The sequence below is a fragment of the Streptomyces sp. NBC_00572 genome (genome assembly GCF_026341815.1).
Classification (GTDB): domain Bacteria; phylum Actinomycetota; class Actinomycetes; order Streptomycetales; family Streptomycetaceae; genus Streptomyces.
In genome coordinates, this window is sequence record NZ_JAPENX010000001.1 from 5,839,675 (window position 1) to 5,852,391 (window position 12,717).

10 protein-coding genes are annotated in these 12,717 nt (G+C 70.9%); 5 read left to right on the forward strand and 5 right to left on the reverse strand.

From position 1 onward, the window contains the following. Window positions 1–115: 115 nt before the first annotated feature. Complete coding sequence (locus OG514_RS26725; protein WP_266899064.1) at window positions 116–367, reverse strand: EF-hand domain-containing protein; 252 nt, start codon at window positions 365–367, stop codon at window positions 116–118. A gap of 363 nt (window positions 368–730) precedes the next feature. Between OG514_RS26725 and recQ the strand changes: the two genes are divergently transcribed. After that, window positions 731–2,788 (forward strand): DNA helicase RecQ, encoded by a 2,058-nt coding sequence (recQ, locus tag OG514_RS26730; RefSeq protein ID WP_266899066.1) that lies wholly within the window; start codon window positions 731–733, stop codon window positions 2,786–2,788. Between the two features lie 20 nt (window positions 2,789–2,808). Here the strand turns inward: recQ and OG514_RS26735 are convergent, their stop codons facing one another. Next, window positions 2,809–4,086, reverse strand: a complete 1,278-nt coding sequence (locus tag OG514_RS26735) for a YhgE/Pip domain-containing protein (RefSeq protein WP_266899068.1) — start codon at window positions 4,084–4,086, stop codon at window positions 2,809–2,811. Between the two features lie 170 nt (window positions 4,087–4,256). Here OG514_RS26735 and OG514_RS26740 point away from each other — a divergent pair, with 170 nt between their 5' ends. Continuing rightward, on the forward strand, window positions 4,257–6,803 hold the full coding sequence (locus tag OG514_RS26740) for an ATP-dependent Clp protease ATP-binding subunit (protein WP_266899070.1): 2,547 nt from the start codon (window positions 4,257–4,259) through the stop codon (window positions 6,801–6,803). Between the two features lie 16 nt (window positions 6,804–6,819). Next, window positions 6,820–6,987, forward strand: coding sequence for a hypothetical protein (locus tag OG514_RS26745; protein WP_266899072.1), 168 nt, complete (start codon window positions 6,820–6,822; stop codon window positions 6,985–6,987). A 57-nt stretch (window positions 6,988–7,044) separates the two neighbouring features. Here OG514_RS26745 and OG514_RS26750 read toward each other — a convergent pair whose 3' ends face one another. From OG514_RS26750 to OG514_RS26760, 3 genes are all read right to left on the reverse strand, one after another. After that, window positions 7,045–7,200 carry a hypothetical protein gene (locus tag OG514_RS26750; protein WP_266899074.1) on the reverse strand — a complete coding sequence of 52 codons (156 nt, stop codon included), beginning with the start codon at window positions 7,198–7,200 and terminating at the stop codon, window positions 7,045–7,047. A 60-nt stretch (window positions 7,201–7,260) separates the two neighbouring features. After that, window positions 7,261–8,097, reverse strand: a complete 837-nt coding sequence (gene fdhD / locus OG514_RS26755; protein WP_266899076.1) for a formate dehydrogenase accessory sulfurtransferase FdhD — start codon at window positions 8,095–8,097, stop codon at window positions 7,261–7,263. A 226-nt stretch (window positions 8,098–8,323) separates the two neighbouring features. Continuing rightward, the gene (locus tag OG514_RS26760) at window positions 8,324–10,609 is read right to left on the reverse strand and encodes an FdhF/YdeP family oxidoreductase (protein ID WP_323181665.1); all 2,286 of its coding nucleotides are present in this window, start codon (window positions 10,607–10,609) and stop codon (window positions 8,324–8,326) included. A 239-nt stretch (window positions 10,610–10,848) separates the two neighbouring features. On the opposite strand from OG514_RS26760, the gene OG514_RS26765 reads away from it, so the two are divergent. Then, window positions 10,849–11,835, forward strand: coding sequence for a Dyp-type peroxidase (locus OG514_RS26765; RefSeq protein WP_266899080.1), 987 nt, complete (start codon window positions 10,849–10,851; stop codon window positions 11,833–11,835). 6 nt (window positions 11,836–11,841) lie between these two features. Next, window positions 11,842–12,699 (forward strand): family 1 encapsulin nanocompartment shell protein, encoded by an 858-nt coding sequence (locus OG514_RS26770; RefSeq protein ID WP_266899082.1) that lies wholly within the window; start codon window positions 11,842–11,844, stop codon window positions 12,697–12,699. Window positions 12,700–12,717 lie beyond the last annotated feature (18 nt).

A 12,717-nucleotide genomic window follows, 5' to 3' on the forward strand; every position in this document is an offset into this window, starting at 1 on the left:
GGTTTCGTCTGTGCGACTTTCGTCTGTGCGGTTCCTCCGTGCGGGTCTTCTGTGCGGGTCTTCTGTGCGGCTTTTCTGCGGGGCCTTCGCTGTGCGGCCGTGCGACCGCCCGGTGTCACCAGCCGAAGCGGCGGTCCACCAGCGCGGCGAACTCCTCGAACGACAGGACGCGGTCGCCGTTCTGGTCCGCCTGGTCGAACAGCGCCGAGGCGTCGTCGTCGCTCCCCACTCCCCAGAAGGGGATCACTCCCTGCGCGGCGAGGGTGGGGCCCTTGGCCCGCAGGGCGTTGATCACCTCGATGCGCGTCAGGGCGCCGTCGTGGTCGAGGTCGAGCGCGTCGAAGAGAGTACGGGCCTTGTCGCTCATGATCTGTCCTGTTCCCTGTGGCCTGGCCGCGTGTCGGCCGATGCGTCCCTGTGCGGAAGGACGCGGCATTCGGCTCGCACGTTGCCTCCGGGCCCGTCATCGAGCCTAGGGGGTGTCCTGCCGATCAGGCCGGGCTCGCGACGCCTGGCACCGCGCCTCGCCGCGTTGTCGTCGGTCGGCATGGCTCCGCCATGCCTCCCTCCTCCGCCTTGCGATGCCCGGCACCAGACGCCGCTCCCTGATCCGGCCTGATCGGCAGGACACCCCCTAGTCCGGCGGCGCGGGGACGGGCCGGCGGGAGGTTGTCCACAGGTTTCACTCGGTGCGGCCGGGGGTGTCCTTGGCGGCCGATAGGGTGGGTGAATGGTCCTTTCCGACGGTTCCGCCGTGATCTCCGAGGCAGCGCAGGTGCTTCACCGCGTCTTCGGTTACAGCTCCTTCCGAGGCGAGCAGCAGGAGATCATCGAGCAGGTCGTCGACGGCGGCGACGCTCTCGTGCTGATGCCGACCGGCGGCGGAAAGTCCCTCTGCTACCAGATCCCGGCCCTCGTCAGAGACGGCACCGGCGTCGTGATCTCGCCCCTCATCGCCCTCATGCAGGACCAGGTGGACGCGCTCAGGGCCCTCGGGGTGCGGGCCGGGTTCCTCAATTCGACCCAGGATCCGTACGAACGGCAGGCCGTCGAGCAGGCCTTCCTCGCGGACGAGCTCGACCTGCTCTATCTGGCTCCCGAGCGGCTCAGGACCGAGGGCACCCAGCGGCTCCTCGACCGGGGCAAGGTGTCGCTCTTCGCGATCGACGAGGCGCACTGTGTCGCCCAGTGGGGCCACGACTTCCGGCCCGACTACCTCGCGCTGTCCATGCTCCACGAGCGCTGGCCGAAGGTGCCGCGGATCGCGCTGACCGCGACGGCCACCGAGGCCACCCACAAGGAGATCGCCGCGCGACTCGGTCTGGAGGAGGCCCGGCACTTCGTCGCCGGCTTCGACCGGCCCAACATCCAGTACCGCATCGTCCCGAAGAACAGCCCGCACAAGCAGCTGCTCGAACTGATCAGGACCGAGCACGAAGGGGACGCCGGAGTCGTCTACTGCCTCTCCCGCGCCTCGGTGGAGAAGACCGCAGCCCTCCTCGTGGAGAACGGCATCGACGCCGTCCCGTACCACGCCGGCATGGACTCCCGTACGCGTGCGGCGAACCAGGCCCGCTTCCTCCGGGAGGACGGGGTCGTCGTGGTGGCGACGATCGCCTTCGGCATGGGCATCGACAAGCCGGACGTGCGCTTCGTGGCCCACCTCGACCTGCCCAAGTCGGTCGAGGGCTACTACCAGGAGACCGGCCGCGCCGGGCGTGACGGCGAGCCGGCCACCGCCTGGCTGGCGTACGGCCTCCAGGACGTGGTCCAGCAGCGCAAGATGATCGACGGCTCCGAGGGCGACGAGCAGCACCGGCGCGCCCTCGCCATGCACCTGGAGGCCATGCTCGCGCTCTGCGAGACGGTCGACTGCCGCCGGGTGCGCCTCCTCGCGTACTTCGGTCAGAAGGGCGAGCCCTGCGGCAACTGCGACACCTGCCTGACCCCGGCCGAGTCCTGGGACGGCACCGTCGCGGCGCAGAAGCTGCTGTCCACCGTGTGGCGGCTGGCGAAGGAGCGGCGTCAGAAGTTCGGCGCCGGCCAGATCATCGACATCCTGCAGGGCAAGAAGACGGCCAAGGTCATCCAGTTCGACCACGACGGGCTCTCGGTCTTCGGCGTCGGATCGGAGCTGGGCACCGCTGAGTGGCGCGGGGTCGTCCGCCAGCTCCTCGCGCTGGGGCTCCTCGCGGTGGAGGGCGACTACGGGACGCTCGTGCTCACGGAGGACAGCGGAGAGGTGCTCGGTGGGCGCCGCACCGTCACGATGCGCAAGGAGAAGGCGCCGACCACCGCCTCCCGCAAGGAGTCCGGTGCGCGCTCGGGGAAGGGCGCCCGTGTGCCGGTCGACCTGCCCGCGGCCGCGGTTCCGGTCTTCGAGGCGCTGCGCGCCTGGCGCGCGGCGACGGCCCGCGAGCAGGGCGTCCCGGCGTACGTCGTCTTCCACGACGCCACGCTGCGGGAGATCGCGACGCGGCTCCCCGCGACGGTCGAGGAGCTCGGCACCGTCGGCGGCGTCGGCGAGGCCAAGCTCACCAAGTACGCCGAGGGTGTGCTCGGCGCGCTGGCGGAGTCCGGTGCCGCGGCCGGTGTCACCAGTGAGGCCGCCGCCGCGGACGCCGCCGCCGCGTCCGCTGTCGCCGCGTCCGCGGCGGTCCCGGCCGCGGCCTCCGCGCCGTCCGCACCGAAGTCCGGCGCTCCGTACGACGAAGCGCCGTACGACGAGGAGCCGCCCTATGACATGGACGGGACGGAAGAGCCGCCGCCCTGGGACGACTGGCGGTAGACCGGGGTGGACCGCCTGCCTCAGGCGGGCTGGGGTGTGAGGCGGCGCAGGCCACGCCGGTCGTAGTAGTGGGTCATGGCGAGACCGAACGCCAGGGCCAGGACCACGCCGACCGCGATCATGATCCAGCCGCGGGCCAGTCCGGCGTCGGCGCGGGCGTCGAAGTACAGGATGGACCGGACGCCCGCGCTGAGCTGGTGCATCGGCTCGAAGACGCCGAGGAAGCGGTAGAAGCCCGGGGTGGCCTCCAGGGGGACGGTCGCGCCGGAGGAGGGGAGGGCCAGCGCGATGAAGACGAACATGGAGACGAGCTGGCCGATGCCGCCGAACGCGGCGTTGATGGCCTGGACGCCCAGACCGACGGCGACCGTCGCGCAGTAGGAGAAGATCCACAGCATCGGCAGGTGCGAGGCGTCCATGCCCAGGACCGAGATCGTCGCCACCATGACGAGCGTGGTGGTGAGGACCGAGATGCCCGCCGTCATCAGCATCTTCAGGACCAGTGTCTGCGTGCGGTTGATGGGCACCGTGGGGTACCGGGAGTGCCAGGGGCCGATCTCGCTGTCGGCATAGCCGAGCGAGGTGTCGACGCCGCTGTTGACGAGGTTGCCGCCGATGAAGCCGCCGAGGACGAGCAGCAGCGTGTAGTAGAAGGCGGTCAGGCCCAGACCGGTGTGCCGGCCGATCGGATGGCCGACCTGGGTGGTGACGGCCACCGGGTCGGCCAGGAGCAGCCGGGTCGTCGGGACCTGGCTGGTGGCCACCAGCTGTTCGCCGATGGTCAGCGAGGCCCGGTGGGCCGCGCTCTGGTTGATCTGCGCCGTCAGCGACGACCCCAGACTGCCGAGGCCGGGATTGGTGAGGACGGTGAGCGTCGGCCGTACCGTCGCCCGGTTCGTGGTCAGGGCGGCGACGGACGCGGTGAAGTTCTCCGGGACGACGAGGGCGCCGAAGATCTTGCCGGACGCCAGCGCGTCCTGGGCCTCGGCGCGGTCGAGCCGCTGCCAGTCGACGCTGGTCTTCGAGGAACCGGAGGCGACGATCGCGTCGGTGATCTGCTTCCCCAGGTTCTCCCGCTGTCCGGGCAGCGGATCGCCCCGGTCCTCGTCGACCAGGGCGACGGGCAGTCTGTGCAGGTTGTCGTTCGGGTTGAGGATGCCGCCCATGTAGAGGAGCGAGAGGCCCACGGCGACCAGTGCGCTCAGGACGGTCGGTACGAGCCACAGCTTGGGGTTCCGGACGAGGGCCCCGGCGCGGACCTGCGGGCCGGGGGTGTTCGGGGGGATCGCGGACGTCATGGTGTCATCGTCGACGCGGGCGCCGTCGTGGCGGGGATTGCGGCCCGTACGGGTGGGGCGGGCGTGTCGGCGCCGGGAGGGCCGCGAGCCGCAGGGGTTCGGGTCCGGTTGCGGAGCCCTGTACGTCACGTTTGAGTGGGAACGACCCCCCATGTGTCTCTGGAGCTGACATGTCGATGGCGTTCGGTTCACCTTTCGGTTCGGCGGACCCGTTCAGCGACTTGCTGAACCGGTTCTTCGGAATGTCGCCGGGGTCGTCGCCCCCGGCCGTACAGCGCGTACCGATCGGGCGGCTGCTGACCGAGTCCTCGTACGAGCTCCTCAACCTGGCCACCCGCAAGGCCGACGAGGACGGAACCTCCGACCTCGACACGGAACACCTGCTGTGGGCGGCGACCCGGGTCGACCCCTCGCGCAGGCTGCTCGCCCAGGTCGGCGTGGACCCCGAGGCGCTCGCGGCCCAGCTCGACGAGGTGCTGCCCCGGGAGTCCGGCGAGCCCTCCTCGGAGCCCGGACTCACCCCGGCCGCCAAGCGCACCCTGGCCGCCGCCTACGGCCGCTCGCAGGAGGCGGGCGTGTCGTACATCGGCCCCGAGCACATCCTTGCCGCGCTCCTCGACGATGCCGACTCGGGCGCCGGCAGGCTCCTGGGCGCGGACGACCACGACGTGAAGAAGCTCCGCGGCCTCGCCGACCGGGCGACCCGACCCGACGGCGGCGCCCCGGCGGCAGGGAAGCAGCCGAAGCAGCCGGCGACGACCCTGGACGAGTTCGGCAGGGACCTGACGGACGAGGCGAAGGCGGGCAGGCTCGACCCCGTGGTCGGCCGTGCCGAGGAGATCGAACAGACCATCGAGATCCTCTCGCGGCGCTCCAAGAACAACCCCGTGCTCATCGGCGAGCCCGGCGTCGGCAAGACCGCCATCGTGGAGGGCCTCGCCCAGCGGATCGTGGCGGGCGACGTGCCCGACACCCTGAAGGGCAAGCGGGTCGTCTCCCTCGACCTGTCGGGCCTGGTCGCCGGAGCGCAGTACCGCGGCCAGTTCGAGGAGCGCCTCAAGAAGGTCATCGAGGACGTCCAGCAGGCCGGCGGCGACATCATCCTCTTCATCGACGAACTCCACACGGTCGTCGGCGCGGGCGCGTCGGGCGAGGGCGCCATGGACGCGGGCAACATGCTCAAGCCCGCCCTCGCGCGAGGCGAGCTGCACGTCGTCGGCGCGACGACGATCGACGAGTACCGCAAGCACATCGAGAAGGACGCCGCGCTCGAACGGCGCTTCCAGCCCGTCCTCATCCCGGAGCCCACGGTCGAGGAGACCGTGCAGATCCTCGAAGGACTGCGGGACGCGTACGAGGCCCACCACCAGGTCCGGTTCGCCGACGGCGCCCTGACGGCGGCGGCCGAGCTCTCCGACCGGTACATCAGCGACCGCTTCCTGCCCGACAAGGCCATCGACCTGATGGACCAGGCGGGCGCGCGCGTGCGGCTGCGCAGCGCCGGCCGCTCCACCGAGGTCGTCAGCCGGGAGGACCGCCTCGGCAAGCTGCGGCGCGAGAAGGACCAGGCCGTGGCCGCCGAGCAGTTCGAGAAGGCCTCGGACATGAAGCGGCAGATCGCCGAGGTGGAGGGCGAACTGGCGGGCATCGAGGAGCGCCGTGAGGGCGTCGTCTCGGTCACCGCCGCCGACATCGCCGACATCGTCTCGCGCCGCACCGGCATCCCGGTGTCCCAGCTCACCGCCGGCGAGAAGGAGAAGCTCCTCAAGCTGGAGGAGGAGATGCACGCCAGGATCGTCGGCCAGGACGAGGCGGTCACCGCGGTCTCCGAGGCCGTACGCCGCAACCGCGCCGGCATGGGCGACCCGAACCGCCCCGTCGGCTCGTTCCTCTTCCTCGGGCCCACGGGCGTCGGCAAGACGGAACTCGCCAAGACGCTCGCCGAGCTGCTCTTCGGCGTGGCCGACCGCATGATCCGGTTCGACATGAGCGAGTTCCAGGAGAAGCACACCGTCGCCCGGCTCGTCGGGGCGCCTCCGGGATACGTCGGCTACGAGGAGGCCGGCCAGCTCACCGAGAAGGTCCGCCGCAACCCGTACAGCGTGGTCCTCTTCGACGAGGTGGAGAAGGCGCACCCCGACGTCTTCAACACACTGCTGCAGATCCTCGACGACGGGCGGCTCACCGACGGGCAGGGCCGCACGGTCGACTTCCGGCACTGCGTCATCATCATGACGTCCAACATCGGCGCCCACCGGATCCTCGCCCACGAGGGCGACGCGGCCGAGCTCAAGGGCGAGCTGATGGAGGATCTGCGGGGCCGGTTCCTGCCCGAGTTCCTCAACCGCATCGACGACATCATCGTCTTCCACAGCCTCACCGAGAAGGACCTGTCGGAGATCGTCGACCACCTGCTGGACCGCAGCAAGCACCGCGTGCACGCGCAGGGCCTGACCCTGGAGGTCACCGAGGCGGCGAAGAAGCTGCTCGTGGCCCACGGCTACCAGCCGGAGTTCGGCGCCCGGCCGCTGCGGCGCACGATCCAGACGGAGCTCGACAACCGCATCGCCTCCCTGCTGCTCGGCGGAGAAGCCGACCCGGGGGACACGATCGTCGCCGATGTCGTCGACGACTCCCTCCACTGCACGATCCACCAGGGTGACGGCGCCGGAGCCGGCGCGACCCCCGAGACGGCCGCGGCGACCGCCACCCCCTGACGGCAAGGAGTGACCGATGGCCCATCACCACCACAAGTCGAACGAACAGGTCGAGGGCGACCCCGGCACCGGCCACAGCCGCGGAATGCCCCGCCGCCCGGACGAGGACGAACTCGCGGAGCGCCTGGAGGAGGACCGCGAGGAATTGGGCCTTCGCCCGGACAGGGAAAGGCAGGCCGACTAGCTCAGTCCCTCGGTGCGGGACGGCAGGCCGACCAGCTCCACGGCAAGGCCGACCGGCTCAGTCCTCGGGCAGCCGCTCCAGAGCGGCCGCCACATCGGTGTGGCCCGCGATCTCACGGAGAGCGCGGGCCATCACCGATCCCGGCTGCCGCGCCACGGTCACCAACCCGACCGGCACGGTCCGGGTCGGCTCGACCAGCGGCACCGCTCGCATGCCGTGCGGCGCACTCCACGGGTCTACCGGACGGCCTCCCGCAAAGCCCATCGCCACACGTCAGGCCACGGGCAGCGGGTGCAGCCGCTCGTCGCCCGTGTACACGTTCATCGAGGACCCGCGGAGGAAGCCGACCAGGGTCAGACCGCTCTCCGCGGCGAGGTCCACCGCGAGCGAGGAGGGCGCCGAGACCGCCGCGAGCAGCGGGATCCCGGCCATCACCGCCTTCTGCACCAGTTCGAACGAAGCCCGGCCGCTCACCATCAGGACCGACCCGCGCAGCGGCAGAAGGCTCTCCCGCAGGGCGTGGCCGACGACCTTGTCCACGGCGTTGTGCCGGCCGACGTCCTCCCGCAGGCACAGCAGCTCGCCCTCGGCCGTGAACAGCCCGGCGGCGTGCAGACCGCCCGTGCTGTCGAACACCCGCTGGGCCGCCCGCAGCCGGTCCGGGAGGGTCGCCAGGACGTCCGTCCCGATCCGCAGCGGGTCCTCGGAGACCGTCCAGGCGGCCGTCGTGCGCACCGCGTCCAGACTGGCCTTGCCGCACAGTCCGCACGAGGACGTCGTGTAGAAGTTCCGCTCAAGAGAGGCGTCGGGGGCGGCCACGCCAGGCGCCAGACCGACGTCGACCACGTTGTACGTGTTGCCTCCGTCGGCCGTCGCGCCCGCGCAGTAGCGGATGCCGGCCACGTCCTCGGCGGTGTGCACCACGCCCTCGCTCACCAGGAAGCCGACCGCGAGGTCGAAGTCGTCGCCCGGGGTCCGCATCGTCACCGTCAGCGGGCGTCCGCCGACCCGGATCTCCATCGGCTCCTCGGCGGCCAGGGTGTCCGGGCGGTAGGAGGAGTCCCCCTCGCGCACGCGCAGGACGCGCCGCCGTACGGTCACTCGTCCCATGGTCGGTTCCTCTCCTCGGAGCGCCGCTCCGACGCTGTGGTGTGATCGCGCCGTTCCGGGCGGCCTCGTACGACTGTGCCATGAGGCGCGTTCGAGGCGGACGACGACTCCCACGTCCACGGTGTCACGGGCGGCGAGGCAGGGCTCCGGCGGGTCGGCGGGGTGCACCAGGACGAACCGGCCGACGTCGTGGTGCCCCGGCAGCGGTCGTTCGGCCGCGCCCTCGTCAGGTGGCGGCCGGTTCGATCGTCACCTTCACGTGCTTCATGATCGGCTGGTCGCTCTGCGTGCTGTAGTCGACCAGCGCGCACAGCACGTTCATCTCGGGCATGTAGCCGGCCGCGCAGCCCCGGGGGATGTCGTACGGAATCGCGAGGTAGCCGTTCAGGTGCCGCCGGCTGCCGTCCTTCGCGGTGCTCGTGATGTCGACGGGTCCCATGTCGTCGATCCCGCGTTCGCGCATGTCGGCCCGGTTCATGAAGACGAGCGTGCGCAGGTTCTTGATGCCGCGGTAGCGGTCGTTGTCCGAGTAGATGGTGGTGTTCCACTGGTCGTGGGACCGCATGGTGCCCAGGGCCAGCATGCCCGGCTCGGGCACGACGTCGGGCAGCGGGGCGCTGGAGAACTCGGCGCGCCCGGACGGGGTGAGGAAGACCAGTTCGCGGGCCGGCTGCTTGATGCGGAAGCCGAGCGGGAGGCGGACCCGCCGGTTGAAGTCCTCGAAGCCGTCGAGGGCCTTGGCCATGGTGTCCCGGATGCGGTCGTAGTCCTCGATGTACCACTCCCAGGGCGTGGCGCTGTCGGGGAGCGCGGCACGGGCCATGCCGGCGACGACGGCCGGTTCGGACAGCAGCTGCGAGGACGCCGGGCGCTTCATGCCGACCGACAGGTGGACCATGCTCATCGAGTCCTCGACAGAGGTGCTCTGGACGCCCTTGCGCTGGTGGTCCTTCTCGGTCCGGCCGAGGCAGGGGAGGATGAGGGCCTGCTCGCCGTGGACGATGTGGCTGCGGTTCAGCTTGGTGCTGACCTGGACGGTGAGGTCGCAGGTGCGCAGCGCCGCGTAGGTGAGCGGGGTGTCGGGTGCGGCGAGGGCGAAGTTGCCGCCCATGCCGACGAACACCTTGATCTCGCCGCGCCGCATCGCCTCGATGGTGCGGACGGTGTCCAGGCCGTGCTCGCGCGGCGGCTCGATCTCGCAGACCTCGGCGAGACGGTCGAGGAACGCGTCGCTGGGGCGGTGGTCGATGCCGCAGGTGCGGTTGCCCTGGACGTTGCTGTGCCCGCGTACGGGGGAGGGTCCCGCGCCCTCGCGCCCCAGGTTGCCCCGGAGCAGCAGCAGGTTGACGATCTCCCGGACGGTGTCGACGCCGTGCTCGTGCTGGGTGAGACCCAGACACCAGCTGACGATGGAGCGGTCGGCCTCGCCGTACACCTGCGCGGCCTTGAGGATGTCGGCGCGGCTCAGCCCGGACTGGCGCTCGATCTCCTCCCACGGCGTGCCCTCGCACAGGGCGCGGTACTCGTCGAAGCCGGAGGTGTGGCGGTCGACGAACTCCTGGTCGAGGGCCTTGGGGTCGGTCGCGGACCGCTCCAGGATCGCCTTGGCCATGCCGCGGATGAGCGCCATGTCGCCGCCGATGCGCGGCTGGAGGTTGAGGGTGCTGGTCTTCGTCGTCTTGAAGAGCGCCATGTCCGTGAAGTCGTGCGGGACGATGGTGCGGGTCGCGGCTGCCTCGACGAGCGGGTTGACGTGCACGATCTGGGCGCCGCGGTGGTAGGCCTCGGCGAGGGCGGTGAGCATCCGGGGCGCGTTGGAGGCGGCGTTCACCCCGAAGATGAACAGCGCGTCGGCGGTCTCCCAGTCCTTGAGGTCGACGGTGCCCTTGCCCGTGCCCAGGGAGTCCTGGAGGGCTCGGCCGCTGGCCTCGTGACACATGTTGGAGCAGTCGGGCAGGTTGTTGGTGCCCAGCTCGCGGGCCATCAGCTGGTAGAGGAAGGTGGCCTCGTTGCCGAGCCGTCCCGAGGTGTAGAACGATGCCTGGTTGGGGTCGTCGAGGCCGCGCAGGGCTCGGCCGACCACCTCGAACGCGTCCTTCCAGGTGATCGGGACGTAGTGGTCCGACTCCGGGTCGTAGACCATCGGCTCGGTCAGCCGGCCCTCGTTCTCCAGGTCGTAGTCGGTCCACTCGGCGAGCTCGGACACCGAGTGCGCGGCGAAGAACTCCCTGCCGACGCGCTTACGGGTCATCTCCCAGGTGACGTGCTTGATCCCGTTCTCGCAGATGTCCAGGTGCAGGCCCTTGGTGTCGTCGGGCCACGCGCAGCCGGGACAGTCGAAACCGGTGTTCTCGTGGTTCATCCGCATGATCGCGCGAGGGCCGTCCACCAGCGCTCCCTCGCGTACGAGGAAGTTGGTCACGCTCTTGGCGGCGCCCCAGCCCGCGGCGGGGTGGTGGTACGGGTGGAACTCGGGGTCGCCCTCGGGTGTCGGGCCCACCCGGGGCTCCAGGGGGTCCTGTGCGCCGGCTGCTTCCTGGTCGGTGCTCAAGGCAGTTCACCCTTTCACCTGCGGATATATGGGGCGCGACGGAACGAAAGGGCGCCCCTTGGGCAGGCTATGCCCGCCGGATCACGGGTGCCACTCGATCCCCGGAAGGCCGTACGGGCTGCGCACCGGATCATGCGCGCCTACGCTGACGCTGTCGTTTTCATGCCTTTTGCAGGTCATTGTCTTTCGGCGGGAGTCCCATGGTCGTCGTACAACCCGTCGTCGCCCCGCCCTCCCGGGCGGGCGTGTTCCTCGTGGCCACCGTCAACCCCGGCGGTGAGAGCACGGTGCGGGAGGCGCTCCAGGAGCTGACCGGCCTGATCCGGTCGGTGTCCTTCCGTTCCCCCGAATCCGCCCTCAGCTGCGTCGCCGGGATCGGCTCCGACGGCTGGGACCGGCTCGTCGGCGGCCCGCGCCCCCGGGAGCTCCACCCGTTCCCGGCGCTCCGAGGCCCCCGCCACCGCGCCCCGGCCACCCCCGGTGACCTGCTGTTCCACGTACGGGCCCGGCGCATGGACCTCTGCTTCGAACTGGCCCGGCTGATCGTGGAGAGCCTGGGTGCCGCGGTGACTGTCGTCGACGAGGTGCACGGTTTCACGTACTTCGACGAGCGCGACCTCCTCGGCTTCGTCGACGGCAGCGAGAATCCCGGGGGCCAGGTGGCGGCCGCGGCGGTCCACATCGGCGACGAGGATCCCGGGTTCCGCGGCGGCAGCTACGTCATCGTGCAGAAGTACCTGCACGAGATGCCGGCCTGGGACGCGCTCACCGTCGAACAACAGGAGCACGTCATCGGCCGAGGCAAAGCGTCCAACGTCGAGATGCCCGACGACGTCAAACCGGCGAACTCGCACGTCGCGCTGAACACGATCGTCGACGAGGACGGCGTCACCCGGCAGATCTTCCGCGCGAACATGCCGTTCGGGCGGATCGGCGGCGGAGAGTTCGGCACGTACTTCATCGGCTACGCGCGCACGCCCGCCGTCACCGAACGCATGCTGCGCAACATGTTCCTCGGGGACCCCCCGGGCAACACGGACCGCATCCTCGACTTCTCCCGTGCCGTGACCGGCGGCCTCTTCTTCGTACCGAGCGCCGACCTCCTCGACGACCTGCCCGCCGCGCCGCCGGAAGCCGCCGCCCGCCAGGGAGACTCCCTGGGCATCGGCGGCCTGAAAGGAGCCTGACAGCCCATGACGACCCCCGACGCCCCGACCCCCGGTGCCCCGACGGACGCGTACCACGGAGCCGACACGAACAACCTGCACCGCGAACTCGCCCCGATCACCCCGGCGGCCTGGGCCGAGATCGAGGAGGAGGCCCGTCGCACCTTCCGGCGCAACGTCGCCGGCCGCCGCGTCGTCGACGTCCCCGACCCCGGAGGCCCCGGACTCGCCGCCGTCGGCACGGGACACCTCACCGACATGAGCGCACCCGCCCCCGGCGTCACCGCCCGCCTGCGCGAGGCGAAACCCCTGGTCGAACTCAGGGTGCCGTTCACCGTCGACCGGGCCGCCGTCGACGACGTCGAGCGCGGCTCGAAGGACTCCGACTGGCAACCCGTCAAGGACGCCGCGCGCGCCATGGCGTTCGTCGAGGACCGGACGATCTTCGACGGGTACGAGGCGGCCGGCGTCGACGGACTGCGCGCCAGGTCCTCGAACCCGGTCGTCCGGCTGCCCGCCGAACCGCGCGACTACCCCGACGCGGTGAGCAGGGCGCTCACCGCGCTGCGCCTCGCCGGTGTCGACGGCCCGTACGCGCTGCTCCTCGGCGCCGACGAGTACCGGGCGGTCAGCGAGACCTCCGACCACGGCTACCCGATCGCGGCGCACCTCGGCCGGATGCTCGACGGTTCCCCGATCTGGGCGCCGGCACTCAGCGGCGGCTTCGTCCTGTCCACCCGCGGCGGCGACTTCGAGCTGTTCCTCGGCCAGGACCTGGCGATCGGCTACACGGGGCACGACGCGAACAGCGTCCAGCTCTACTTCCAGGAGACGCTGACCTTCCGCACGTACACGGACGAGGCCGTCGTCGTCCTCGAAGCCTGAGAGCCGGAGCTGCGGGGA

Coding starts and splice junctions, on each gene's coding strand:
- OG514_RS26725 (WP_266899064.1), bottom strand. CDS start 367: ATGAGCGACAAGGCCCGTACTCTCTTCGACGCGCTCGACCTCGACCAC.
- recQ (WP_266899066.1), top strand. CDS start 731: ATGGTCCTTTCCGACGGTTCCGCCGTGATCTCCGAGGCAGCGCAGGTG.
- OG514_RS26735 (WP_266899068.1), bottom strand. CDS start 4,086: ATGACGTCCGCGATCCCCCCGAACACCCCCGGCCCGCAGGTCCGCGCC.
- OG514_RS26740 (WP_266899070.1), top strand. CDS start 4,257: ATGTCGATGGCGTTCGGTTCACCTTTCGGTTCGGCGGACCCGTTCAGC.
- OG514_RS26745 (WP_266899072.1), top strand. CDS start 6,820: ATGGCCCATCACCACCACAAGTCGAACGAACAGGTCGAGGGCGACCCC.
- OG514_RS26750 (WP_266899074.1), bottom strand. CDS start 7,200: ATGCGAGCGGTGCCGCTGGTCGAGCCGACCCGGACCGTGCCGGTCGGG.
- fdhD (WP_266899076.1), bottom strand. CDS start 8,097: ATGGGACGAGTGACCGTACGGCGGCGCGTCCTGCGCGTGCGCGAGGGG.
- OG514_RS26765 (WP_266899080.1), top strand. CDS start 10,849: ATGGTCGTCGTACAACCCGTCGTCGCCCCGCCCTCCCGGGCGGGCGTG.
- OG514_RS26770 (WP_266899082.1), top strand. CDS start 11,842: ATGACGACCCCCGACGCCCCGACCCCCGGTGCCCCGACGGACGCGTAC.